Below are 25,722 nucleotides of genomic sequence, written 5' to 3'. Positions count from 1 at the left end.
ATATGACGTATCGCCGGAGGATATCGTTATTGCTTTTAATGGATTCACTGATAGTATTAACTGCTATTTTTTTTAGTTATTTTTTTGTAAATGCTAGCTTCAGTGTTATCACTTTATCATCAGTTATTAGCTCTATCACTTTATTAGTTAGTCATCATTTGTTTGCTTTTATTTATAAGTTGTATAAAAAGGCTTTGGAATATGCAAGTATAGGAGAATTGCTAATTATATGCAAGGTTGTTACATTTTCTATACTTACTACAGCGGCTGTGCAGCAACTAGTCATGGGGAAAATGTATTTTCGATTGTTAGTTGTTACTTGGATGATTCATATTTTATTAATAGGTGGTTCGCGCTTTATTTGGAGAATGTACAGAGATATTTATTATGTAAAAAAAGGAGATAAGAAAAGAACGTTAATTGTTGGTGCTGGATCCGCTGGGACAATGGTTGCGAGACAGTTGTTGAAGAATAGTGCTACGGAATTAATGCCAGTCGCGTTTATTGATGATAATGTCAAAAAGCATAATCTTGATATTTGGGGGATTCCGGTAATTGGTGGTATGAACCAAATTGATTACGTTATTAAAAAACTGAATATTGAAATGATAATTTTAGCAATTCCTTCGTTAAATAAAAAAGATAGAAATATTATTTTAAAAGATTGTTTAAAAACAAATGTGAAAACGCAAATTCTTCCAATGTTAGAAGACTTAGTAACAGGTAAAGTTTCAGTGAATGAATTCAGAGATGTTCAAGTAGAAGATTTATTAGGGCGAGACCCTGTAGAGTTAGATGTGGATATCATTTCAGATTATATAACGGATAAAGTCATTTTAGTTACTGGTGCAGGTGGATCAATAGGCTCAGAAATTTGTAGACAAGTTGCGAAATTCAAGCCGAAAAAATTGATTTTATTAGGTCACGGAGAAAACAGTATATATTCAATAGAAATGGAATTAAATGAAAAATATAATGATAAAAAAGGCGTGTTTATTCCAGAAATCGCAGATATTCAAGATGAAAAGAAGATGCATTTAATAATGAATAAACACCTTCCTCATGTTGTATATCATGCTGCTGCACATAAACATGTACCATTGATGGAAAACAATCCTGAAGAGGCAGTTAAAAATAATTTGATTGGGACTATGAATATAGCAGAGGCGGCAAGAACACATGGAGTAGGAACGTTTGTTATGATTTCGTCTGATAAAGCAGTGAACCCAACGAGTGTTATGGGGGCGACAAAGAAATTAGCGGAGATGGTAATACAACATAAAGATAAAATAAGTCATACAAAGTTTGTTACTGTAAGGTTTGGAAATGTCTTAGGAAGTAGGGGGAGTGTTATCCCGTTATTTAAGAAGCAGATTCAAAAAGGGGGGCCAGTTACAGTGACTCATCCAGATATGGTTCGTTATTTTATGACTATTCCGGAGGCATCTAGACTTGTAGTACAAGCTGGTGCGTTAGCTAAAGGTGGAGAAATTTTTGTGCTGGATATGGGAGAACCAGTAAAAATAGTGGATCTTGCTAAAAACCTCATTCGATTATCAGGAAACTCTGTGGATGAAATAGGAATAGAATTTACGGGGATACGGCCAGGAGAGAAACTTTTTGAAGAATTACTAAAAGCAGATGAAATGAATGAGAAGCAAGTCCACCCAAGAATTTATGTAGGGAAAGAAATGAATGTTCGTATAGAAGAAATAGAAAAATTAATTTCTGAATATACAGAATTAGATGGGTTTGAACTAAGAAAGCGATTGTTACATTTAGTGAATCAGCGTAAAACTTTAAAACTACTAATACCAGTATCAGGTTAACGGCAAAAATTTATAATAAGACGGGTGCGTGGGATGGTGTCTAAAAAAGTTCTGTTTTGTGCAACTGTGGATTATCATTTTAAAGCTTTTCATTTACCGTATTTGAAATGGTTTGCAGACCAAGGTTGGGAAGTACACGTTGCAGCAAATGGGAATATACACCTTCCGTATGTAACTGAAAAATATAATATTCCTATTCAAAGATCACCTCTTAGCATACAAAACCTTCATGCATATAACAAACTCAAATCAATTATTCATCAAAATAAATATAATATCATTCATTGTCATACGCCTATGGGAGGTGCAATTGCTCGTCTAGCTGCCCGGAAAGCACGGAGGGAAGGGACGAAGGTCATATATACGGCGCATGGATTTCACTTTTGTAAAGGAGCATCATTCATAAATTGGCTTCTATATTATCCAATTGAAAGAAGTTTAGCAATCAATACAGATTGTCTCATAACAATTAACCAAGAAGATTACAATTTAGCAGTTAAACATCGTTTTCAAGCGAAAGATATTAAACTCGTTCATGGTGTAGGGGTAGATATAGAAAGATTTACCCCAGTAACTGAAACGGAAAAACAAGCATTAAAGCTAAAATTTAACTATAATCCACAAGATTTTTTAATGTTTTATGCTGCTGAATTTAATAAGAATAAAAACCAAAGTTTTTTAATTCATGTATTAGCAAAATTGAAAAATGAAATTCCGCATGCGAAGCTTTTACTTGCTGGTGAAGGGCCGTTAATGGAAGAGTGCAAAAAAATAGCGGATCAACTAGGCGTGAGTAATATGGTTCATTTTCTAGGTTATAGAAGTGATATTGATTCTTTACTACAAATGTCTGACATTGCAGTCGCATCCAGTCATCGGGAGGGCTTGCCAGTTAATATTATGGAGGCTATGGCCTGTGGGATTCCAGTTATCGCTACAAGTAACCGAGGGCATAGGGAGTTAATTATTAATAATAAAAATGGTTGGACTATAGAACGCGATGACATACAGACGATGGCTGAAAGAATCAATTCTATTTCTAAAAATACTAAATTACAAGCGCAGTTTGGACAGTATGGACGTACTATAGTCGTGAATGAATATTCAGTTAATAAAGTATTGAAAGAGAAAAAAGAAATTTATACAAGTTATATGGATGAAATGGAGGATTTAAATTGGGTACTCCATTAAGAGTATTACATGTAGTCGTAAATATGAATAGGGGCGGAGCCGAAACTTTAATTATGAATTTGTATCGTAATATAGACCGCTCAAAAGTACAATTTGATTTTTTAACTTGTAAAGAGGGGGTATTTGATGAAGAGGTAGTAACATTAGGCGGAAAAGTTCATCGAATTCCATACGTTACAGATGTTGGTCATAGAGGCTATATAAAAGCGCTAGATACTTTCTTTAACGCTCATCCACAATATAAAATCGTTCATTCACATATGGATAAAATGAGCGGTTTTGTACTTCGTTCAGCTAAAAAAGCGAGGGTGCCAGTTAGGATTGCTCATAGTCATAGTACAAGTAGTGAGGGTGGGGCTATAGCAAAAATATATAAATCGTATGCAGGAGCATTTATTACGTCGTGTGCTACACATTTTTTAGCTTGTTCAGTAGCTGCAGCGCAATGGTTGTTTGCTAATAGAGAAAGTGCAACAAAAATATTAAAAAATGGAATTGAATGTGATGAATTTACATTTAATCCAGACATTAGAGAGCAGGTAAGAAAAGAACTGAAACTTCATGATGATGTCTTTGTGATTGGACATGTGGGAAGATTTGCACATCCAAAAAATCATACTTTTTTAATTGATATTTTTGCTCAATTAATAGAATACAGGCCGAACTCTATTCTTCTATTAGTTGGAGATGGGCCGCTTCGATTAGAAATGGAGAAAAAAGTAGAGAAACTGAATTTAACAGAAAAAGTTAAATTTTTAGGAATACGCAGTGATATTAATCGCTTATTACAAGCATTTGATACATTTGTATTTCCGTCTATTTATGAAGGTTTACCAGTCACTCTCATTGAAGCACAAGGGGCGGGTTTGCCATGTATTATATCAGACACTATTACACAAGATGTGGATTTAGGATTGAATTTAGTTGAACAGTGTTCTTTGTTAGATGTAAGAAAATGGGTAGAGGGATTGCGAAGTATAGCGAATAAGCAAGTATCACGAAGTGTGGAACAAAATGTATTAGCTGAAAAAGGATACGATATAAAAAATATTACAGGGTTTACACAAAAATTTTATGTAGCAGTATCGAGGTGAGCATATTGAAAAAGCTAACGATTTTTACCCCTACATATAATAGAGCATATTGTCTTCAGGGGTGTTATGAAAGTTTGAAGCAGCAAACATGTAAAGATTTTATATGGTTAATTATAGATGATGGGTCTGATGATTATACAAAGGAGTTAGTGCAATCTTGGATTTCTGAAGATTGCATAAGCATAAGGTATTACTGGCAAGAGAATCAAGGGATGCATGGTGCTCATAATGCAGCTTACGAGATGATTGATACAGAACTTAATGTATGCATTGATTCAGATGACTCAATGCCTAGTGACGCCGTAGAGAAAATTATTTCATTTTGGGATGAAAATGGAAATGACCAAGTAAGTGGAATTATTGCTCTTGATTTATATAAAGATGGGACAGTAATTGGTTCAAAACTACCATTGAATCTTAAACGTTCTACACTTTTTAATCTTTACAATAAGCATGGTGTAACTGGTGATAAGAAATTAGTATATCGTACAGAACTAACTAGGAAGTATCCTTATCCGGTTTTTAAAAATGAAAAGTATGTAGGTTTGGCATATAAATACTATATGCTGGATCAGAAATATGAGATGTTACTCATGAACGAAGCACTTTGTTATGTTGAATATATGCCTGATGGTTCTTCGATGAATATGTTAAGTCAGTATCGTAAAAATCCAAAAGGTTTTGCTTTTTATCGTAAGGAACTGATGAAGCTACCATTTGCAAATAGGCTATTTAAATATAGACAAGCTGTACATTATGTCTCAAGTAGCTTTATAGCGAAAAATAAAAAATTTATAAAAGAGTCACCATGCAAAGTGCTTACCCTTTGTGCAGTGCCATTTGGAATTATTCTATATAGTTACATTACATTAAAAACAAGAATGAAAGTAAATATATAGGAATTTACTTAGGATTGATAAGAGGGAAGAATAATGACTATACTTTGGATGAATTTCTTTATAGTGTTCGTACTAGCGTTTTTTGCACGGTATTTTGCTATGCCAGTAACTTCAGAAATCGTAGTGTTAAAGCCGAATCGATTATTGATTTTAATGGCGACCATTTCTCTTGTAGTAGTATCTGGTTTTAGAAATAATATTGGGGACACGTATTTTTATATGCACGCTTTTAAAGTTTCTGATTTTAATTGGGGGAATGTTCAGGATAGCCAGAATATCGGATTTAGTACTTTGCAAATGATTTTAAAAATGTATACGAATGATCCTCAAGTTCTAATTTTAATAACAGCGTTAATAACAAATATATTAATAGTAGCGGTTTTATATAAATATTCAAGAATGATTGAGTTAAGTTTATATGTATATATAGCATCGGGTATGTACTTAGTTTCAATGAATGGGGTGAGACAGTATTTAACAGCAGCTATTATTTTTGCAGCCACAAAATATATTTTAGATGGGAATTGGAAAAAATATTTTTTAATAGTTTTGTTTGCATCTACTTTTCATCAAAGCGCGCTTGTGTTGATTCCGATTTATTTTGTAATTCGAAGAAAAGCTTGGTCGGCCATAACATTTATACTTCTCTTTTTTGCAGTGCTTATTGTAATCGGGTTTAATCAATTTGCAGAAGTGCTCTTTGCAGCGATAGGGGATACACAATATGGTCACTATAAGGATTTTCAAGAAGGCGGAGCTAATATTCTTCGAGTTGCTGTGGAAGCAACTCCGCTTATCCTTGCTTTCATTGGGAGGCAGAAACTCAGAGAACTTTTTCCAAAGAGTGATTATATCGTAAACATGGCATTATTAGGTTTAGTCTTTATGATTATTTCAACTCAAAATTGGATTTTTGCAAGGTTTTCGATTTATTTTGGATTATATCAATTAATATTAATTTCCTGGGTTGTAAAGTTATTTACTGATAAAGATCAAAAGCTTATTTATTATGCAGTTTTAGTATGTTATTTTATTTATTTTGTATATGAACATGTAATTACTTTGGGGATTATCTATAAGAGCAATTTGCTTGGATAATAAAGAATTAAATATAGGGAATTGATTGTAAGATTGGGGTAGATTTCAATGGTTAAGACTGAAAAAAACAAAAGAGTCTTGCACATTGTCAGTGCTATGAATCGGGGTGGTGCCGAAACTTTATTGATGAGCATATACAGAAAAATAGATAAACAGAAACTCCAATTTGATTTTGTATCCCATGGAAGCGGGAAGTGTGATTATGAAGATGAAATAGCAGCGTTAGGTGGGAGTGTATATAGAATACCGAGTCTAGGAAAAGTAGGGCCTCTGGTATATATTAAAGAACTTATAAAGATAATGTCTAATGGTCAATATGTGGCTGTACATGCACATACGGATTATCAAGGTGGTTTTGTAGCTGTGGCTGCAAAGATGGCTGGTATAAATAGGAGAATTTGTCATTCTCATAGTAATAATTGGCCGCAAGGATTTGGAGTCGCAGCAAGAGTTACCTTAAAAGTTCTGCAATCTATTATTAAATATGCTGGAACAGATTATTGTGCGTGTAGTATTGAAGCGGCCCGTTTTTTATTTGGTGAAAGGATGCTTAACGATAATAGGGTGCAGTTGATTAAAAACGGACTAGATATTAATCAATTTATTGATGTGGATATAGGGGATATTGACGGTGTAAGAAAAGAACTTTGTATACCGGATGCTGCGAAATTAATTGGGCATATAGGTCGTTTTTCAGAATCGAAAAATCATATTTTTATCCTACAAGTATTAAAGGAGATTTTAAAGAGGGATACGAATTTTATCGCTATTTTAGCAGGGGATGGTCCGTTAAAAGCTTCTATTGAATTGAAAGCAAAAGAACTAGGTATTTATGAAAATATTAGATTTTTAGGAGTGAGAACGGACGTTCCGATAATTATGAATGTTTTAGATGTTTTTATCTTTCCTTCTTTATTCGAGGGGTTTGGTATTGTGACATTGGAAGCACAGTGTGCAGGCGTACCTTGTGTTGTGGCGGATACAATACCTAAAAATACTGATATGGGGTTAGGTATAATGTCGTTTGTTGGCTTAGATGAAAAAATTGAAATATGGTCTACAGAAATTTATAAAGCGCTACTAAAAGAAAGACCTGAAAAGGGAGTTATAATTAATAACATTTCAAAATTAGGTTTTGATATTAATAATAATATTCTTGATTGGTTAACTTTATACGGAATAGAGGATAAGGAAGTTATAAGGTAATCTGGTTTATTGCTAATTTATACACTGGATTCATATGGTGATTTGTTGGCCGGCGATAGCAAAAAAGTCATATGAAATAATAGAAATCCACAATAGATTTTGTGAGGTATTCGAGGATGAAAAAGAAAAAAATATTGATTACATCTTTTGATTTGGCAATTGGTGGGGTAGAAAGAAGTTTGATTGGTTTACTAAATACAATTGATTACAGTAGATATGATGTAGATTTAATGTTATTAAAACATGAAGGAGAGTTTTTCACTTTACTACCGAAAGAACCAAATTTATTACAGGAGTTACAAAAATACACTACTTTTAGAAAATCAATTAAACAGATAGTAAAAGAGGGGCATATCTCTATTGGGATAACAAGGTTGATAGGGAAAGTTATGGGTACTGTGCATGGCAGATATGTGAAAAGTGAAGAACCAGGGTACTTTGTCATTCAATATGGATGGAGAATGTCTCTTCCATTTCTTCCGAAATTGGAAGAAGAGTATGATGTTGCGATTAGTTTTTTGTGGCCACATTATTTCATAGGTAATAAAGTTCGGGCAAAAAGAAAAATTGGATGGATTCATACTGATTATTCGAATATACAGCTGAATAAAGTTATGGAATATAAAATGTGGAAAGAAATAGATGATATTGTGGCTGTCTCTGAAAGTTGTAGAGATACATTTCTTAGTAACGTTCCTTATATTAATAAAAAAGTAGAGGTTATTGAAAATATAATATCTCCCGAGTTTATATGTGAGCAATCTAATCAAGATGTTAATCATGAAATACCAGTTGGCCTTGAACGGATCAAACTTGTTACTGTTGGTAGACTTTCATATGCTAAGGGAATCGATGATGCTATATATGCCTTTCGGAAATTATTGGATCAAGGGTACGATATTGAGTGGTACATTGTTGGATATGGACCTCAAGAGACTGAACTTGAAAAAATGATAGATAAACTAGAGCTTCAAGGTAGATTCTTTCTACTAGGCAAGAAGACTAATCCATATCCGTACATAAAGGCATGTGATATATATGTACAACCATCCAGATATGAAGGGAAGGCTGTGACAGTACGTGAGGCACAGATCCTTAATAAACCAGTACTTATAACTAATTTTCCAACTGCAAAAAGCCAGTTAGAGAATGGTGTAGATGGATATATTTGTCCAATGGGTGTAGACGGGATCGTAGAGGGAATAAAAAAGCTGGTTGATGATGTCGAATTCAGAACTGAAATTGTGAATAATGTTAGTCAACGAAATTATGGTAATGAAAGAGAAGTGGAAAAGATATATAGATTAATTGAGTGATAATTGATTAATTTATAAAACTAAAAAATCTTTTATTATATGTATAAAAGATATTTGGAGGAAGTGTTTTCATGGATAATGTTTTAGTGTTAGATACGTCGGTAGGTTCTCTTAATAAGGGCGATGACATAATAATGAAGTGTGTAAAGTACCAGCTATCTGATATAACTAAAAATGCATATGTTTTAACATTACCCACCCATGTTTCACCGTTTCATTGGTATCAAGTAGCAAGAAAATCACATCGAGTACAGATTTATAGTAATGCTAAATATAAGTTTGTAGGCGGTTCAAACTTGCTAGTGATGGATATGCTTACTCATTTTCCTCAATGGAATATTAATATGTTTAATTGTGGTCCTTTAAAAGGGAGTATTCTAGTTGGTGTTGGTGCAGGGAAAGGAAATAGGATAAATAAATATACAAAGTTGTTATATAAGAAAGTGCTATCACATGAATATATACATAGTGTTAGGGACGAAAGAACGAAAAGGTTTTTAGAAGAAATGGGTTTTAAAGCTTTAAATACAGGCTGTGCAACATTATGGTCCCTTACACCTGAGTTTTGCAAGGAAATCCCAACAAAAAAATCAGACTCAGTAGTTTTTACACTTACTCATCATTCTAAGGATTTTGCAAAGGATCAATTATTGATAGATGTACTTAATAGAAATTATAAAAATGTTTATTTTTGGATACAAGATGCAGGGGATTTTGAATATTTTAAAAAATTAAAAGATATACAAGGGATAAAAATTGTGCCACCTACTATAGAAGAATACGAAAAAATACTTAATACAGAGGTGGATTATATCGGAACGCGTTTACATGGCGGTATATTTGCAATGCGACATAAAAAACGTACAATAATTATTTCAATAGATGAAAGAGCCCAGGGGATGGGCGAGACATATAATTTAAATTTAATCGATAGAGCTGACTTTATTAATCTTGAAAAAATGATTAATTCAGAAATAATAACAGATGTTAAGGTAGATTTTGATGTGGTAAATCTATGGTTAAAACAATTCTCCAATCAACCAAAATTCTATGGTAAATGAGGCGATTTATAAGGAGGAAAAAATGAATAGTATAATTCTTGATAAAATTATCGTAAAACATAACAGAGTTGATTACTTTTTTAGTATCAAGGGGGATTTACAAAAGTATTTTAAGACAAGTAATCATATGTTTCTTGAATACAACTATGATTTATCTGATATTCCAAATAGCATTTTAGCTATTCCATTTGTTGCAAATGTAGTCCCTCTTATATGGATTACTGATTCAACGATAGTGATAAAAGAATTAGATCAATCCTTTTATGTCTGTCTAAATAATATAAAGAATGCATATCAAAACATGTTTCCTAATGTCAAATTTATGGGTTCTATTGTTGTAGATAAAATTGTTGACAATACTTATATTCCTAGACTAGAGGCAGCATCTCTATTTAGTGGAGGTCTTGATGCACTTACTACTTTTATAAGAATAAAGGATAAAAAGCCGTTATTGGTTACTGAATATGGATGGCATGAAGATGGTATAGAGAGCAGTAATGTGTGGGATGCAGATAAAGAGAATGTTATAAATTTTGCAAAAGATAATGGATTAGAAAACATTCTTATACAATCTAATTATGGTACTTTTATAATTGCGGGGAATGTTGATCATGACTTTAGAAATAAATTAGAAGATACATGGTGGCATGGATTACACCATGGATTAGCAATAATATCTGCAGCTATTCCTATAGCTTTCAAACTTAAGATAAAATGCATATATATTGCAAGTTCTAATTCCCCTTTATATCAAGTTACTTGTGCATCTGATCCAACAGTGGACAACGAAATAAAATATGCATCGGGTGAGGTTTTTCACGATGGATACGAACTTACTAGGCAGGATAAGGTTAAAGTGGTTGTTGATCATTATTCAACTAATAAGGAGTCGGTTAATATCAGGGTATGTTTTAAAAATGAAGAAAATTGTTGTAAATGTGAAAAATGTTTAAGAACTATTATGGGAATTATTGCTGAAGGAAAAGATCCGCGTGAATATGGATTCAATATCCCAAATAATCTTTTTCAGTACGTCAAAACATCTTTAAATAATGAGGTGAAGTTTTTTACAAATACGTTTATTGATATGTATTGGAATCTAATTCAAGTTCGGATGAAGCAAAACTACACTTATATATTAGATCAAGATTTACTAGATTGGTTTTTAGATTATGATTTTAAAGCGCAGCGAAGAAGAGCATTACTAAAATATAGAGTAACAAAATTTTTTCCTATTTTAAAAAGAAAGATTCGTATTAAAGTAAATGCAATACTTAAACAAAACAATTAAAAATAGAAGGTATTATTATGAGGATACAAAATTCCCTGAAAAATATATTATTCGGTTTGTCTGGACAAATAATTAGTATTGGTATGGGGTTTATTGTTAGAACTGTTTTTATTTATATACTTGGCATAGAATATTTAGGGGTGGATGGACTTTTTACAAGTATATTAATTATGTTTTCGCTAGCTAATTTGGGTTTTGATACTGCTATAATTTATAGTTTATACAGGCCTTTAGCTGAAAAGGATATTTATAAAATACAGGCATTAATGAACTTATACCAAAAAGCATACAGATTAATAGGATTAATAGTTTTATTGATAGGATTAGCACTATTACCATTTCTTCCTTATATAACGAATGCGCATACTGCAATTGAAAATATTAACATTATCTATCTCTTATTTTTAGTAAGTTCAGTTTCATCATATTATTTTGTGTATAAGCAATCAATTATTATCGCTGATCAACGTAATCATATTATATCTAAAATACACAGTATATTCACAATCATATCTCACTCTTTACAAGTTTTTTTATTGGTAGCTACAGGTAATTATATTATGGTGCTAATAGTTCAATTAGCATTAAGAGTAATTGAAAATATATATATTGCAAATACGGCAAATAAATTATATCCATATTTAAAAGAGAAAAATAATGCAAAACTATCCAAAGAGGATAGGAAGATATTTTTTGAAAATTTATATGCGTTATTATTATACAAAATTAGTGGTGTAGTAATTAACGGAACTGATAATATTGTTATCTCTAAATTCGTTGGAATTATTTGGGTTGGTATGTATTCGAATTATTTGTTGATTTTAAACACATTAAATACCTTGTTAGGGTATTTTTTTTATTCTATTACTGCCAGTGTCGGAAATTTAAATGTTAAAGAAGATGCAGAAAAAAAATATTTTATTTTTCGTGTAATTAATTTCACTAATTTTTGGATATATGGATTTTGTACGGTTTGTCTTTGGAATTTAATGAATCCATTTATAACTTTATGGTTAGGTGAAAATTATGTGTTTGATAAATATATAGTTTTTGCCATAATACTAAATTTTTTTACTGCTGGAATGCAAAATGCGGCCACAACTTTTAGAGAAACCACTGGTTTATTTAAAAAAGGAAAATATAGACCTATTATAGCGGCTGTTATAAATATTATAGTTTCTATAATTCTCGCGAAACACATAGGAATTGCAGGTGTGTTTTTTGGAACCATCATCAGTAGATTGTGTACTTACTTCTGGTACGATCCTTATATTATATATAACTTAGTTTTCAAAAAATCAGTGAAATTATATTTTGCCAGATATGGTTTGTTTATAGTACTGGTATTAGTTGCTGTTATAATAACGGATATTTTGGGCAATATCTTTAATAATTCTATGGTCATTAATATGGTAATACGTAGCGTTTTATGTTTAGTTATTCCAAATGCAATTTTCTTATTGGTTTTCAGAAAAACTAAAGAGTTTGAATATTTAATTGATATATTCAAAACACTTACCATTAAAATAATATCTAGACGATTAGCACATAAAAATTCAAGTAAGACCTATTTATGAATAAGTTTTTGAATCTCACCACTTGAAATGTTAGATAATGGAGAGAAAATAGTGAAGATGATATCTACAAAGGGAGGTGAAGTTTATGAGTCAGGTAAGTATAGTAATACCTATTTATAATGCAGAGAAAAAACTTGATAAATGTATACATTCTATTCTTAATCAGACATTTGAGGATTTGGAATTGATTTTGGTGAATGATGGATCCTCAGATAGTAGTTTGAATATATGTAGGAAATATGAAAGACAAGATAAAAGAATCATTGTAATAAATAAAAAAAATGAGGGGAGTATTACAACTCGAAAAAAAGGCATAGAAGCTTCGAGTTCTAATTATGTCATGTTTGTAGATGCAGATGACTGGATTGACAGAAGAATGGTTGAAATATTATATAAACAATCTGTTGAAAGTTCTGCAGATATTACAGTTTGTAATACGTATAAAGTTTTAGGTAACGGTGTGTTGATTAAGAAAAAAAATAAAAGTGAATACTTCGATAATAATAGAATTTATGATAAGGAGGAAATAAGGAAAGAATTGGTGGTAGCATACTTTTGGGGACACCCATTCCCATCTTCGTTATATGCAAAGCTATATAAAAGGGAGATACTCGAAAGTTGTGGGGAGTATTTAAATAAAATACATTTTCTGGGTGACGATCTCTTTTATAATTTGGAAATGTTTATAAAATCAAATAGGATAACAATTATTGATCAGGCTTTATATTATTATAGGATGGGTGGACTAACAAGTAAATATATGCCGTATTTATTTGAGGATATGGTCAATGGCTATCAAATACAAAAAGAAGTTATTAATAAATATTATTTAGATACTCAACAAAAGCAATACAATGGAATTAGTATAATGTTGCTAAATACATTTAAAACATGTCTATATAATTTATTTAATAGCAACCTTCGTGAAATGCACATTAGAGAATTAATAGAAAAGTATGTTTCGAATGAAAAGGTAATAGATTTGCATAACGAGGGTTCTAGGGACTACTTTTCAAAGGAATATTTAGATGCTATCGAATATAAAAATATAGAGTATTTATACGTTCTAGGTGAAAAAATGTATAGAAAGGGGAAAATCAAAAGGGGTATTAAAAATATTATTGCTAAGCTTCCTGTGATCTAACTAATTGTGATTCGTTATGAAAATAGAAAATATTATCCAATTTTTGGTAAATATACCGAAAATAATGAGTTGGAGAAAATCTTTTAGGAAAGAAGAAAGGGATTATAAAAAGTCTTTCTGAATAGTGAATTTCTGTATTGATATTTATAAAGTGCAATTAATTCTACTATATCCAATCAATTTACCTTACTGAACATAATATATAGAAAAGTAAAAAAGAGGTGAAAATTGATGTGGATCAGAAAGGCGAATCTTGGAAGTTTGAGTGATTTGAATTTTGTAACCAAACCGCCTTCTAATGACGATATTTTGACTTATGATAGTAATCAGTCAAAATGGATTCCAAAATCGTTAGGGATTCTAAATTCTTCAAGTATATATACATTAGAATTAGATAGGTGGAATGTAAAAAATGATGGAACTGATGCCGTTAATACTTCTCAAGGGATTAATAATGCTTTAGTTTGGGCGTCGCAACAAGGATATACAGAAGTTTTATTACCAAAAGGTATATATTTAATTGATAAACAAAATCCTATTGAACCTCAAAGCTATCTTACACTGAATTTAAATGGTTCAATCTTAAAAATGGAAACAAATAAATTGACAGGTTATGCAATTATAAGTTTCCGTAAAAATCAGATTTATTCTAGGGTTACAAATGGTGTTATCCAAGGAGATAGAGATACGCATGATTATTCAAGTGGAGGAACACATGAGGGAGGGTATGGAATTGAAGTAGGGAGTTTTACTCCGCCTGCCGATGGGGGGAACAATATAAGGTTTCTATCTTTAGATAATCTAGATATTTTAGATTGTACAGGAGATGCCATTACACTGAACAGTACTTTTGGGCAGATTTCACCTTTTCCTACATCATTAGCAAGTTCATTTGAACAGGGAGCAATTAATACAACAGATGGTTCATTAATAAGTAGTACAACAAAGATACGTTCCAAGTTGAAAATTGATATGACCCAAGTGGCTATTGTAAAGTATGGTTACTTCGGTTTATATGGAAATGGATTTGGAGCATTGGGTTCTGATATAAAATGCGATTATTATGATGTGATTTTTTATACTCTAAGTAATGTATTTATATCTTCAAAAATTAATGTGCAATTTTTTGATGAAGTAGAGGTTCCTAAAGGAGCAAGTTATGCTAAAATCGTCCTGCATCAAGGTAATGTGCCTGTTCCTACAAATTGCTTAATAAATGTTCGAGTGCCTTCGTTCCCTCAATATACGTATATTGAGAAATGTGATTTACATGACTGTCGTAGACAAGGAATCAGTGTATGTGGTGCAAAGAATGTATACATTCGAGATAATAATATTCATCATATTGCAGGTACTAATCCACAAAGTGGAATTGATATTGAAGATGGATATGATTTAAACCAATATATTTATATTGAAAGAAATAATTTTCATGATAATAAAAATTATAATATTATTGTTGTAAATGGGAAATTTATTTATGTTTTGGATAATTCTATAATGAATACAGTATCAAATGCTTATGTTGGGCTAGCTATTAATGGTGGCGCGGATAGGGTAATAGTGGCAGGAAATAATATTCGATTAACAAAGATCGCTTTGTCAGGAGATGTTATTTTCTCTAATAATTACGTTTATGGCACACAAATAAACACGCAGGGTGCGTATGCGAACAGGTCTATTAACATACTAGGTAATGTTTTTTGCAATAGTAAGATGATTATTGATACACCTTTTTCATATGTAGTTAAAGTTGATTCATGTCGTTTTTTTAACGATGCTGATAAACTAACTTCTTTGTCATCATTGTATCAATGGACTTTAGAGGTGAAAAATGAGCCGCAAATAATTTCAAACTGTGTGTTTGAAGGGCAAGATGTGTTGTATTTAAATTATGTAACAGCGGGAACATTTAAATCAGGGTGGATATTTGAAAATACACTATTTAATAATGTTAAAAACCCAACCTTATTTGCAGGAACATACACAAATTGTTTTTTTAAGGAAATTGATTTGTTGGGTATTACAAGTAATACAGATTCTTTAGAATTAAGAGATTGTAAGTTCATTAGTAAGGATAAAAACAATACGTTACTTACAGTAAATAACCTCAAATCATTCAAGATGATTAATTGTCATATTGAAAAACCGAATGGAACGGTCTTAAATGTTCAAAATGTATCCGATGATACAATGTTAAGTGGGAATGTTGTGAAAATTACAAATGATACTCTTCAGAGAACGATTATTATTTTAGATGCAGCATTTGCAGGCAAACAAGCAGTAATCCAAAATAATACTATAACCGCTATAAATTTAATACAAGTTGGGATAGACAATAGAACAACGAGCAGTACACTTCAAGTCGTAATGCAGAATAACATGCTAAATAATGCAACAATGATGATTACAGGAAAAGAATTTCTACAAGGAAATATTGTAAACGGTGTGCTAGATCCATACTATCGAATACCAACTATCCCAACAACAGGATATTATAGATTAGGACAAGAACTAAGAAATTCAAATCCGATTGCAGGAGGATATATTGGTTGGATTTGTTCTAAAGCTGGATATGCAAATAATCAAACGTGGACAGCATCTAAAAGTTATGTGAAAGGAAGTAGAATTAATTTTGGTAACCATGTATATGAAGCTGTAAATAATGGTACGTCACATACAATCCCACCCACTTTTTCTACAATTTCCAACGGTACTATTACTGATAATGATATTGTATGGAAGGAAATTGGTCCATTGGCCATGTTTGTAACGTTCGGGCAAATGAATGCGTAATGTGCTTAATTATTAATATAAAAAAAGAAAGGCTACCATGTTTTCATAGGCATAGTGGCTTTTTATTTATGCTGAGTTTTTAGAACTTTAGGAAGAAGTGCCATATAACGACAGCTAAAATTAAATATATACGATTTAAATAAAATAACTGATATGGAATACATAACAAGAAACCAGCAGATATGAAAGGAGGAGATTTGATTTTATGGAAATTTCAAAAAGTGATACACAAATGTTAAAAGGAGCAGCTATATTACTCATGTTGTTACTTCACTTGTTTGCTAGGAAAGAAGTTAACGGGATGTATGAAAACTTTTTAACAATCAACGGAACACCGCTAGTTTACTACTTGGCATTATTTGGAGATGCATGTGTACCTATATATTGTTTTATAAGTGGTTATGGTTTATATGTAATTTTTTATAAAGAGCAAAGATTAAATGTAAGTAGAAACCGTATACGTATTCTAAAATTATTAATGAACTATTGGATAGTGCTTGTTCTATTTGTTGTTGTTGGATTTTTTGCAGGTAAATCAGAGGTTTTCTCAGGTGGTATAATAAAGTTCTTTCTCAACGTCTTTGTACTGTCATCTTCATATAATGGTGCATGGTGGTTTTTACAGACATATATTATTCTTGTCTTTTTAGCACCGCTATTGACTAAATTGGTGAGGCAATATAATTCATTAAGTTTGTTACTGGTTTTTGGGATCATATATTTAGTGAGCTATATTCAACGTATAAAAAATGTTTTGGATGTTGGGCATCATACAATTTTAGGCATGTCAGTAAATACCGTGGTATTGGTTGGTACATCTTTACTTCCATTTATTGTGGGTACTATTTTTGCGAAAGAAAAAATTTATTCAAAACTATATAATAAATTTTATTACATGCCTTATAAGAATATACTTTGTACTATAGGGATTATTATGTTAATAGTTTTACATGCTTTTTATGAATCTATGATTATCGCTCCTTTTACCGCTATTGCATTTATTAGTTTTTTTATTCTTATGAATAAGAGTAGTGTTATACAACATATATTAGCCTTTTTGGGGGAGCATTCGACAAACATATGGTTGACTCATATGTTTTTTTATATGTCAATTTTTCCAGGGCTTATATTTGCACCTAGATATCCAATCATAATTTTTATTTGGTTGATAACGTTATGTATTGCTTCATCGTATGTAATAAATTATATATATAAACCTATAGAGCGAATGATTGATAACAGGAGTTTTATTGCACGTAATAATCAAAGAGCGATTGGATAGCTTTTTTCATTGAAATAAATGGGACAATGGTCTATTTAATAGAAGTAGTTGTTTTATATGAAATAATAAGTGAATGGAATAAGTTAATAATTAAAAAATTACGATAAATTAAAGGAGAGCTAAATGTATAAATAAAAAGGGGAACTGAAAAATACAAGGCGTACATTTTTTTCTAAGATGTATAGTGAAATGAGATAAGTTTGTAACAAATGTCTTTTGGTTTATATATTTATCTTTGAAAACCGCATTCGTAAAAATATTAGCAAGGAGTATGATTATTAATGAAAAGACTCTTTGATATACTTATTTCTTTATTATTATTATTGTGTTTCTTTCATGTCATTCTTTTAGTAGCGGTCCTAGTTAAGTTCAAAATAGGCTCACCTATCCTATTTAAACAACAACGTCCAGGTATACACGGACAGCCTTTTTATCTTTATAAGTTTCGCACGATGACTGATGCTAGAGATAGTAATGGCGAGCTCCTATCTGATCACGATAGATTAACTAAATTTGGAAAATCCCTTAGAAAATATAGTTTAGATGAATTACCACAATTAATAAATGTACTAAAAGGTCAATTGAGTTTGGTGGGCCCTCGGCCATTATTAATGGAATATTTGCCTTTATATTCGCAAGAGCAAGCTAAAAGGCATAATGTTAGACCGGGAATCACTGGATGGGCTCAAATTAATGGAAGAAATAGTATCTCATGGGATGAGAAATTTAAATTAGATGTATGGTATGTTGAGAATCAAAATTTTCTTTTAGATTTGAAAATTTTATATCTAACTTTTAGTAAGGTTTTAAAATCGGAAGGGATAACAAATAATAAGCATGTGACTATGCCAGTTTTTAAGGGGGGAATCGAGCATGGGGGGGAATAAAATGAACATTTTGTTTACTAGCTCTGGTAGGAGGGTCACTTTAATTAAAAAATTTAAGGAGGTATTTGAACAAGTAGGAATCAAAGGAAAAATCTTTACTGCAGACTTAAAAGAAACTGCTCCTACCATTTACTTTAGCGATAAGCATTTTATTGTTCCGCGTGTAAATGAAGAAGGATATATAAATGAATTGTTAAAAATATGTAGATCTGAAATGATAAATCTAATAATTCCGTTAATTGATACAGAATTAATCCTTATGGCTAATAATTCGGAGGTTTTTGAAGGTATTGGTGTAAAAGTACTAGTTTCTAGTATGGAATTAAATAAAATTGCTAATAACAAAAAATACACATATAACTTTTTTGTATCTAATAATATACCAACTCCTAGAGTGTATAGTGATGAAGAGATTGAAAGAAAGGAATTTCAATTTCCACTATTAATTAAACCTTATGATGGCAGTTCTAGTAAAGGTGTAACAAAAATAATGAATGAAAAGGAATTGGAATTTTTTAAGGAGTATATACCTAACGCTATGATACAAGAGTACGTTTCAGGAGAGGAATACACTATAGATGTCATGGTAGATTTCTATGGGAATATAAAAACGATCGTTCCTAGATTGCGTATAGAGACACGAGCAGGTGAGGTAAGTAAAGGTGTGACCAAGAAAGATTTTGACATCATCCAAGCAGCAGAAACTGTAATAAAAGCTCTTCCTAATCCTATTGGGTGTATTACTTTACAATGTTTTAAAAAGGAGGATGGGCAAATTACGTTTATTGAAATAAACCCTCGTTTTGGAGGAGGAATACCACTATCAATAGAAGCAGGAGCGAATTTTCCACTTTGGACAATTAAAATGTGTCAGGGGGAAGTCTTTATAGATAAAGACTTTAATTGGAGAGGAAATTTAACAATGCTTAGATACGATGAAGCGATTTTTATGGAGATTGTTTAATATGGTGATCAAAGCAATTGTTTTTGACATGGATGATACTTTGTATAAAGAAAAAGATTATGTCGTAAGTGGCTTTAAAGCAGTGGATGATTGGATTAAAGTAAATCACAAGAAAACTGAATTTTATAATATCGCAATACGGTTATTCAATTCGGGGGAAAGAAAATTAGTGTTTAATAAAACACTAGAAAAGTTAAACATTGATTATGATGAAAAATTGATTGGTAATTTGATAGAACAATATAGGATTCATAAACCAGATATTCAATTATTGGATGAAGCAGATTGGGTACTAAATAATTTAATTAATACCGTTAAAATAGGACTAATTTCAGATGGATATTTAGTTGCTCAAGAAAGAAAAATAAATGCATTAAAGTTAAAAGAGAGAGTTCATTCAATAATTCTCACTGATAAGCTTGGAAAAGAATGTTGGAAGCCGAGCGAAATCCCATATGAAAAAATAAGTAAGGAATTACAGGTGCCTCATCAGCAATGTGTCTATATAGGAGATAATTTAAGCAAAGATTTTATAACAGCCAAGAAACTAAAATGGTTAACGGTTCACATTAATAGAGAAGATGGAATTTACCATAATCTTATTGTTGAGCAAGCTTATAAAGCACATTATACAATTGATAATTTAAGAAGATTACCCGATATACCAGTATTAAAGCATATGTTTCTAGATACATAGTATTTAAATATGTATAAAGGATGTGTTTACATGCAAACAATTCAGCATAAAAAACGAATCTATCTCTCTGCACCGCATATGAGCGGAAACGAACAAAAATATATTAAAGATGCCTTTGACTCAAATTGGATTGCACCTCTAGGTCCAAATGTAGATGAATTTGAAAGAGAGCTTGCTTCTTTTGTAGGAGTTAAAGGCGGGGCTGCGGTTAGTTCAGGTACCGCGGCTATTCATTTAGCTTTACGATTATTAAACGTTCAAGAGGGCGATACTGTGTTTTGTTCAAGTTTCACTTTTGTAGCGAGTGCAAATCCGATTGTTTATTTGGGCGCAGAACCGGTATTTATTGACTCAGAACCTGAGACATGGAATATGTCAACGCAAGCTCTAGAACTTGCGTTGCATGATGCTAATAAAGCAGGGAAATTACCTAAGGCTGTCATTCTTGTTCATTTATATGGTCAGAGTGCTAAGTTAGATGAAATTCTTTCGCTTTGTAATCATTATGATGTTCCTATAATTGAGGATGCAGCAGAATCTCTAGGTTCTACATATAAAGGAAAAGCAAGTGGCACATTCGGGAAGTTTGGGGTTTATTCATTTAATGGAAATAAAATTATTACAACTTCAGGTGGTGGAATGCTTGTTTCTGATGATGTGGAAGCATTAGAAAGAGCGAGGTTTTTAGCAACACAAGCAAAGGATCCAGCACCACATTATGAGCATAGTGAGATAGGATATAATTATCGAATGAGTAATATATTAGCTGGTATTGGAAGAGGACAATTAGAAGTGTTAGAAGACAGGGTGAGAGCTAGAAGATCTATATATAACCGGTATTACGAAGCGCTATCTCTCATACCAGGATTTTATTTTATGCCTGAACTAGAAAATACTCGCTCAAATCGATGGCTTACTACATTGACAATTGATGAAAAGGAATCCGGGATCTCTATTGGGAAAGTGTTGAGAATTTTAGCGGAAGAGAATATTGAAGCGCGTCCTATGTGGAAGCCATTGCATATACAATCGCTCTTTAAAGAGAAGAAGTATTATCCGCATAGCAAAAATGAAGATGTGTCGCAGTACCTATTTCAAAGTGGAATTTGTTTGCCTTCAGGATCTAATATGTTAGCAGAAGATCAACAAAGGGTTATTCAAGGTATTTTAAAAGCTGTAGAATGGAAGAATTAAAAAAAAGTAAGTGAAAGTGGAATTAGATTTGTATACGTACCACCAATCGTTCTTTATAATGAATTTTTTAGGGAGTTCAGTTTTAATTTACATAAAAAGGGAAGGGTATAGATTTTAAATATCTATGTATTAGACATTAGACTGAAAGTACATTAAAGTATGTGATTGAGAAAGTAATAAAATAAATAATTTGTTCTTTAAAAAGAATGATAAAGAGGTATGTTTAACGAATTTAATATATAAATAGTATTTGTGTTAACTTTTCATATATTAGGAGGGGAAAAATGAGCGCTATAACTGGCATTATTCATTTTAATAACGAACCTGTATCAATTGAACATGGCACACGATTAATGAGTGACTTACAAAAGTACCCTGCTGATGATATTCAAATATGGCATAAAGAGAACGCTTTCCTAGGATGTCACGCACAATGGATTACACCAGAGTCAGTCGGTGAGCAATTACCTTTCTATAATTATGAAAAACAACTGGCAATTACAGCAGATGCTATTATTGATAATCGTGATGAGTTGTTTGAAAAATTACAAGTAGAGTATGCAGATAGAAAAAATATGACAGATAGTGAGTTGATTTTGCTCTCTTATGATAAATGGGGAGAAGCAGCACCGAAATATTTGATGGGCGATTTTGCCTTTATGATTTGGGATGAGAAAAAACAAATTCTGTTTGGAGCTAGAGATTTTTCTGGGAGCCGAACGCTTTATTTTTATCGTAGTGAGAACAAATTTGCTTTTTGTACTATTATAAAGCCGTTATTTACTCTACCATATGTTGAGAAAAAATTGAATGAGCAGTGGATTGCTGAATTTTTAGCTATACCTGTAAATTTCGAATCAGTAGATCCGCAGCTAACAGTCTATAAATATATAGAACAGGTGCCTCCATCGCACACTATTTTGGTAAAGGGTGGAAAATTGAAGTTTTCGCGATACTATATACCAACTGCTGGGAAAATGCTTAATCTAAAATCAAATGAAGAGTATGAAGAGGCGTTTCGAGAGGTGTATCAAAGTGCAGTAAAGGCACGTTTACGAACACATCATGAAGTAGGAGCTCATTTGAGTGGAGGGCTAGATTCAGGGTCTGTCGTTAGCTTTGCTGCAAAAGATTTACGCGCTGAAAATAAAAAATTACATACGTTTAGTTACGTTCCAGTAGAAGGATTTGAAGATTGGACACATAAAGGTAGGATAGCTGACGAAAGACCTTTTATTCAATCAACTGTACAACATGTAGGGAATATACAGGATTATTATTTAGAATTGCCGGAGAGAAGCCCACTATCGGAAATTGATGATTGGCTGGAAACAATGGAGATGCCATATAAATTTTTTGAGAATACTTTTTGGTTGCGTGGGGTTTATGAAAAAGCATCTCAACATGAAATAGGAGTACTCCTTAGCGGCCAAAGAGGTAATTGGACAGTATCGTGGGGGCCTATGTTAGATTATCAAGCAATGCTGTTAAAAAAGTTACATTGGATTCGTTTTTATCGTGAACTACATTTATATAGTAGAAATCTAGGAGTGAAAAAAGCACGTGTTTTTGAAGTGGTAAGAAGAAAGGCTTTTCCGTATTTGTTTCAGTTACTTTCTTCACAGGAACAAGATGTTTTTCCTATAATAATCAATCCGGAATTTGCAAAAAAAATGAATGTTTTTGATAGGCTCAAAGAACAGGATGTTGATATAACAGGTACCTCTAGCTCAACTGCATATGACATGAAAAGAGAACAATTTGAAAAACCATATTATTGGAGCATAAATGGAACGTATGAAACGAAATTATCGCTACGTTATGCTTTATGGGATCGTGATCCTACAAATGACTTACGGATTATTCAATTTTGTTTGTCAGTCCCAGAAGAACAGTATGTTCAAAATGGTTTAGATCGATCTCTTATTCGCAGAGCCACAAAAAATTTCCTTCCGGATAAAGTGCGATTAAATCAACGCGTTCGAGGTGTTCAAGGTGCAGATGGTGTTTACCGTATGACTCCATTTTGGAACGAATTCATTGAGGAAGTTCAAGAACTTAGTGTGGATCCAATAATCTCTGAATTTCTAAATGTAGAGGTAATTAAGAAAGCCATCTCAAAAATATGTAAAGAACCTCGACCAGAATATGCATTTGATTTAGATTTTAGAATTTTAATGCGTAGCTTAATCTTCTATCGATTTATAAAAAAATTAATATGAAAGGAGGTGATACGTATGAAAAAGGAATGGAAACAACCTGTATTAGAAGTACTTAATATTAATATGACTATGGCTGGGCCAGGACATAAAATTCCTGACGCAATTCAACCTGATCCAGATGATCCAGTGAAGTATAGTTGAGTCATTGGAAAAATAAAGCTCTTATATAGTTTTATTATATAAGAGCTTTCAAAAAAATTGACAATGTGGGGTGAATAGGATGATCGATTCGAGGGGAAATGTGTTATACAAAGCCTTCGGGTTAAAAATAGTAAGTGAAATCCCGTTACCCGAGTTGTCTCAGCTGAATGAAAAGAAAGAGATGGCAGATGTTCAAATTAAAATAACTGATTTATCTGAACGGTGGGGTAGATATGACGAATCACAGCAAAAAACTATTGTAGTGGAAGATGAAGTAGTGATGTTTCATGTTCCTCAAACTGCAATATTTTCTATCCAAGCGGGTGAGAAAATTACTTTTTCACCTATGCCAGAGGCGAAAGAAGATAAAATTCGATTATACATTCTGGGAACTTGTATGGGGGCACTTTTAATGCAGCGAAAATTACTTCCATTGCATGGAAGTGTAATTGCCATAGATGGGAAAGCGTATGCATTAATTGGTGATTCAGGAGCTGGAAAATCAACGTTAGCCTCGGCTTTTTTGAATGCAGGATATCAGCTTTTAAGTGATGATGTAGTTGCTGTATCTCTTTTGGATAAAAATACTACAATAGTTCATCCTTCTTACGCACAACAAAAATTATGGCAAGAGAGCATAAATGAGTTAGGAATGGAAGTAGCGCAATTTAGCCCTTTGTTTGAAAGAGAAACGAAGTATGCTGTTCCTGTGAATTCTCAATTTTTCCCGGATCCATTACCTCTTGCTGGTGTTATTGAATTAGTAAAAACACAGGGAGAAGATATTGAAATAATCCGTATAGAAGGTCTCACACGCTTGTACAAGTTATACCAACATACTTTTAGGAATTCTTTGATTTCTAAATTAGGATTGATGGAATGGCATTTTGAAACTTCATCTAATATTGCAAGTGGAATGGCAATGTTTCAATTAAGACGCCCGGATTCGAAATTTACAGCTCATGAGCTTGTGCAAGTTATTTTAAATACTATACAGAAAGGAAGTATGGTTGATGGTTGTTCATTCGAGAAACATATCATTAGAACATAATGTTGTACAGAGTGAAGGTAATATAGTAAGTGATATGGATGGAGAAAAAGTTATGTTAAATGTCCAAAAAGGAAATTATTATAACTTAGGTGAAATAGGCGGAGAAATATGGGAGCGTATTGAAAAGCCGATAAAAATTAATCAGCTTGTTACTATGTTAGTATCTAACTATGATATTGAACGAAAAGATTGTGAAGAGCAAGTTCTTTCCTTTTTAGAGTGCTTATTTCAAGAAGGTTTAATTCAAATAAAAGATCAATCTAATAGATAGATTCGTAATTTCAAGAGAACTATTAGGAGGGGATTAATGAATATTGTGAAAAGAATAAGGGTATTTTTATCACTGAACACGGAAACAAAGCTTTTATTTTTAGAGGCTTTTATTTTTTTAGGGTGGGCGCGTGTACTAAAAAGTATTACCTTTTCCAAAGTTGCACCTTCTTTAGGGGATTACATGAACGAAACAGCAGTTGCTCCAATTCAGCCACATGGGGATACACTAAAGAAGGTGTCTGAAGCTATTTCTATTATGAGTCATTATACTTTTTGGGAAAGTCAGTGCCTTGTTAAAGCAATAGCTGGGATGAAAATGCTCGAAAAACGTCGCATTGAGAGTACTCTTTATTTAGGAACTGCTAAGGATAGTCATGGGGAATTAATTGCGCATGCATGGTTACGAAGCGGTTCTTTTTATGTTACTGGATCAGAAGGAATGGAGAAATTTACTGTTGTTGGATCATTTGCAAAGAGGCTAAGTGAGGACACTATTAAAGGAGAATAAA

22 protein-coding genes are annotated in these 25,722 nt (G+C 32.1%); all 22 read left to right on the top strand.

The features are described from left to right. Positions 1-2: 2 nt before the first annotated feature. The 22 genes from KZZ19_RS17965 (at position 3) to KZZ19_RS17860 (ending at position 25,721) form a co-directional block, all read left to right on the top strand. Positions 3-1,829 (top strand): polysaccharide biosynthesis protein, encoded by a 1,827-nt coding sequence (locus KZZ19_RS17965; protein WP_237982430.1) that lies wholly within the window; start codon positions 3-5, stop codon positions 1,827-1,829. Between the two features lie 33 nt (positions 1,830-1,862). After that, positions 1,863-3,020 (top strand): glycosyltransferase family 4 protein, encoded by a 1,158-nt coding sequence (locus KZZ19_RS17960; protein ID WP_237982431.1) that lies wholly within the window; start codon positions 1,863-1,865, stop codon positions 3,018-3,020. Next, on the top strand, positions 3,005-4,114 hold the full coding sequence (locus KZZ19_RS17955; RefSeq protein ID WP_237982432.1) for a glycosyltransferase family 1 protein: 1,110 nt from the start codon (positions 3,005-3,007) through the stop codon (positions 4,112-4,114). Before KZZ19_RS17960 ends, KZZ19_RS17955 begins: the two co-directional genes overlap by 16 nt. 5 nt (positions 4,115-4,119) lie before the next feature. Continuing rightward, positions 4,120-5,013 (top strand): glycosyltransferase family 2 protein, encoded by an 894-nt coding sequence (locus KZZ19_RS17950; protein WP_237982433.1) that lies wholly within the window; start codon positions 4,120-4,122, stop codon positions 5,011-5,013. A gap of 33 nt (positions 5,014-5,046) precedes the next feature. Then, positions 5,047-6,111, top strand: coding sequence for an EpsG family protein (locus KZZ19_RS17945; protein ID WP_237982434.1), 1,065 nt, complete (start codon positions 5,047-5,049; stop codon positions 6,109-6,111). A 48-nt stretch (positions 6,112-6,159) separates the two neighbouring features. Then, positions 6,160-7,317, top strand: coding sequence for a glycosyltransferase family 1 protein (locus tag KZZ19_RS17940; protein ID WP_237982435.1), 1,158 nt, complete (start codon positions 6,160-6,162; stop codon positions 7,315-7,317). Positions 7,318-7,433: 116 nt separating this feature from the next. Next, positions 7,434-8,633 (top strand): glycosyltransferase, encoded by a 1,200-nt coding sequence (locus KZZ19_RS17935; RefSeq protein ID WP_098342672.1) that lies wholly within the window; start codon positions 7,434-7,436, stop codon positions 8,631-8,633. 71 nt (positions 8,634-8,704) lie between these two features. Further along, positions 8,705-9,694, top strand: a complete 990-nt coding sequence (locus KZZ19_RS17930; protein WP_237982436.1) for a polysaccharide pyruvyl transferase family protein — start codon at positions 8,705-8,707, stop codon at positions 9,692-9,694. A gap of 22 nt (positions 9,695-9,716) precedes the next feature. Beyond that, a complete protein-coding gene (locus tag KZZ19_RS17925; RefSeq protein WP_237982437.1) occupies positions 9,717-10,985 on the top strand; it encodes a peptidase in 1,269 nt (422 codons plus the stop codon). Between the two features lie 17 nt (positions 10,986-11,002). Further along, complete coding sequence (locus KZZ19_RS17920) at positions 11,003-12,562, top strand: lipopolysaccharide biosynthesis protein (protein ID WP_237982438.1); 1,560 nt, start codon at positions 11,003-11,005, stop codon at positions 12,560-12,562. Positions 12,563-12,647: 85 nt separating this feature from the next. Then, a complete protein-coding gene (locus KZZ19_RS17915; protein ID WP_348638003.1) occupies positions 12,648-13,706 on the top strand; it encodes a glycosyltransferase family 2 protein in 1,059 nt (352 codons plus the stop codon). Between the two features lie 231 nt (positions 13,707-13,937). Next, positions 13,938-16,502, top strand: coding sequence for a right-handed parallel beta-helix repeat-containing protein (locus KZZ19_RS17910; protein WP_237982440.1), 2,565 nt, complete (start codon positions 13,938-13,940; stop codon positions 16,500-16,502). Positions 16,503-16,707: 205 nt separating this feature from the next. Continuing rightward, positions 16,708-17,784 (top strand): acyltransferase family protein, encoded by a 1,077-nt coding sequence (locus KZZ19_RS17905; protein WP_237982441.1) that lies wholly within the window; start codon positions 16,708-16,710, stop codon positions 17,782-17,784. 281 nt (positions 17,785-18,065) lie between these two features. Then, on the top strand, positions 18,066-18,671 hold the full coding sequence (locus tag KZZ19_RS17900) for a sugar transferase (RefSeq protein ID WP_237982442.1): 606 nt from the start codon (positions 18,066-18,068) through the stop codon (positions 18,669-18,671). Further along, positions 18,658-19,635 (top strand): ATP-grasp domain-containing protein, encoded by a 978-nt coding sequence (locus KZZ19_RS17895; RefSeq protein WP_237982443.1) that lies wholly within the window; start codon positions 18,658-18,660, stop codon positions 19,633-19,635. Before KZZ19_RS17900 ends, KZZ19_RS17895 begins: the two co-directional genes overlap by 14 nt. A 1-nt stretch (position 19,636) precedes the next feature. Then, complete coding sequence (locus KZZ19_RS17890) at positions 19,637-20,332, top strand: HAD family hydrolase (protein ID WP_237982444.1); 696 nt, start codon at positions 19,637-19,639, stop codon at positions 20,330-20,332. A 30-nt stretch (positions 20,333-20,362) separates the two neighbouring features. After that, entirely contained in the window at positions 20,363-21,526 is a 1,164-nt protein-coding gene (locus tag KZZ19_RS17885; RefSeq protein ID WP_237982445.1) for an aminotransferase class I/II-fold pyridoxal phosphate-dependent enzyme, read from the top strand. 284 nt (positions 21,527-21,810) lie between these two features. After that, a complete protein-coding gene (locus tag KZZ19_RS17880) occupies positions 21,811-23,748 on the top strand; it encodes a lasso peptide isopeptide bond-forming cyclase (protein ID WP_237982446.1) in 1,938 nt (645 codons plus the stop codon). 15 nt (positions 23,749-23,763) lie between these two features. Further along, positions 23,764-23,889 (top strand): paeninodin family lasso peptide, encoded by a 126-nt coding sequence (locus KZZ19_RS17875; RefSeq protein ID WP_237982447.1) that lies wholly within the window; start codon positions 23,764-23,766, stop codon positions 23,887-23,889. A gap of 79 nt (positions 23,890-23,968) precedes the next feature. Then, positions 23,969-24,940, top strand: a complete 972-nt coding sequence (locus KZZ19_RS17870) for an aldolase (protein WP_237982448.1) — start codon at positions 23,969-23,971, stop codon at positions 24,938-24,940. Beyond that, positions 24,903-25,211: a lasso peptide biosynthesis PqqD family chaperone gene (locus KZZ19_RS17865; protein WP_098342685.1), complete on the top strand. Its 309-nt coding sequence runs from the start codon at positions 24,903-24,905 to the stop codon at positions 25,209-25,211. The genes KZZ19_RS17870 and KZZ19_RS17865 overlap by 38 nt, the downstream gene beginning before the upstream one ends. 36 nt (positions 25,212-25,247) lie before the next feature. Further along, complete coding sequence (locus tag KZZ19_RS17860) at positions 25,248-25,721, top strand: lasso peptide biosynthesis B2 protein (protein WP_237982449.1); 474 nt, start codon at positions 25,248-25,250, stop codon at positions 25,719-25,721. Position 25,722: the final 1 nt, after the last annotated feature.

The organism is Bacillus thuringiensis (assembly GCF_022095615.2).
In the GTDB taxonomy this organism is placed as follows: Bacteria; Bacillota; Bacilli; order Bacillales; family Bacillaceae_G; genus Bacillus_A; species Bacillus_A cereus_AG.
This window is presented reverse-complemented; position numbering and strand designations above follow the sequence as displayed.

Excerpts from the sequence above, each read along its gene's own strand:
- KZZ19_RS17965 (WP_237982430.1), top strand. The coding sequence starts at position 3 with ATGACGTATCGCCGGAGGATATCGTTATTGCTTTTAATGGATTCACTG.
- KZZ19_RS17960 (WP_237982431.1), top strand. The coding sequence starts at position 1,863 with ATGGTGTCTAAAAAAGTTCTGTTTTGTGCAACTGTGGATTATCATTTT.
- KZZ19_RS17945 (WP_237982434.1), top strand. The coding sequence starts at position 5,047 with ATGACTATACTTTGGATGAATTTCTTTATAGTGTTCGTACTAGCGTTT.
- KZZ19_RS17940 (WP_237982435.1), top strand. The coding sequence starts at position 6,160 with ATGGTTAAGACTGAAAAAAACAAAAGAGTCTTGCACATTGTCAGTGCT.
- KZZ19_RS17935 (WP_098342672.1), top strand. The coding sequence starts at position 7,434 with ATGAAAAAGAAAAAAATATTGATTACATCTTTTGATTTGGCAATTGGT.
- KZZ19_RS17930 (WP_237982436.1), top strand. The coding sequence starts at position 8,705 with ATGGATAATGTTTTAGTGTTAGATACGTCGGTAGGTTCTCTTAATAAG.
- KZZ19_RS17925 (WP_237982437.1), top strand. The coding sequence starts at position 9,717 with ATGAATAGTATAATTCTTGATAAAATTATCGTAAAACATAACAGAGTT.
- KZZ19_RS17920 (WP_237982438.1), top strand. The coding sequence starts at position 11,003 with ATGAGGATACAAAATTCCCTGAAAAATATATTATTCGGTTTGTCTGGA.
- KZZ19_RS17915 (WP_348638003.1), top strand. The coding sequence starts at position 12,648 with ATGAGTCAGGTAAGTATAGTAATACCTATTTATAATGCAGAGAAAAAA.
- KZZ19_RS17910 (WP_237982440.1), top strand. The coding sequence starts at position 13,938 with ATGTGGATCAGAAAGGCGAATCTTGGAAGTTTGAGTGATTTGAATTTT.
- KZZ19_RS17905 (WP_237982441.1), top strand. The coding sequence starts at position 16,708 with ATGGAAATTTCAAAAAGTGATACACAAATGTTAAAAGGAGCAGCTATA.
- KZZ19_RS17900 (WP_237982442.1), top strand. The coding sequence starts at position 18,066 with ATGAAAAGACTCTTTGATATACTTATTTCTTTATTATTATTATTGTGT.
- KZZ19_RS17895 (WP_237982443.1), top strand. The coding sequence starts at position 18,658 with ATGGGGGGGAATAAAATGAACATTTTGTTTACTAGCTCTGGTAGGAGG.
- KZZ19_RS17890 (WP_237982444.1), top strand. The coding sequence starts at position 19,637 with ATGGTGATCAAAGCAATTGTTTTTGACATGGATGATACTTTGTATAAA.
- KZZ19_RS17885 (WP_237982445.1), top strand. The coding sequence starts at position 20,363 with ATGCAAACAATTCAGCATAAAAAACGAATCTATCTCTCTGCACCGCAT.
- KZZ19_RS17880 (WP_237982446.1), top strand. The coding sequence starts at position 21,811 with ATGAGCGCTATAACTGGCATTATTCATTTTAATAACGAACCTGTATCA.
- KZZ19_RS17875 (WP_237982447.1), top strand. The coding sequence starts at position 23,764 with ATGAAAAAGGAATGGAAACAACCTGTATTAGAAGTACTTAATATTAAT.
- KZZ19_RS17870 (WP_237982448.1), top strand. The coding sequence starts at position 23,969 with ATGATCGATTCGAGGGGAAATGTGTTATACAAAGCCTTCGGGTTAAAA.
- KZZ19_RS17865 (WP_098342685.1), top strand. The coding sequence starts at position 24,903 with ATGGTTGTTCATTCGAGAAACATATCATTAGAACATAATGTTGTACAG.
- KZZ19_RS17860 (WP_237982449.1), top strand. The coding sequence starts at position 25,248 with ATGAATATTGTGAAAAGAATAAGGGTATTTTTATCACTGAACACGGAA.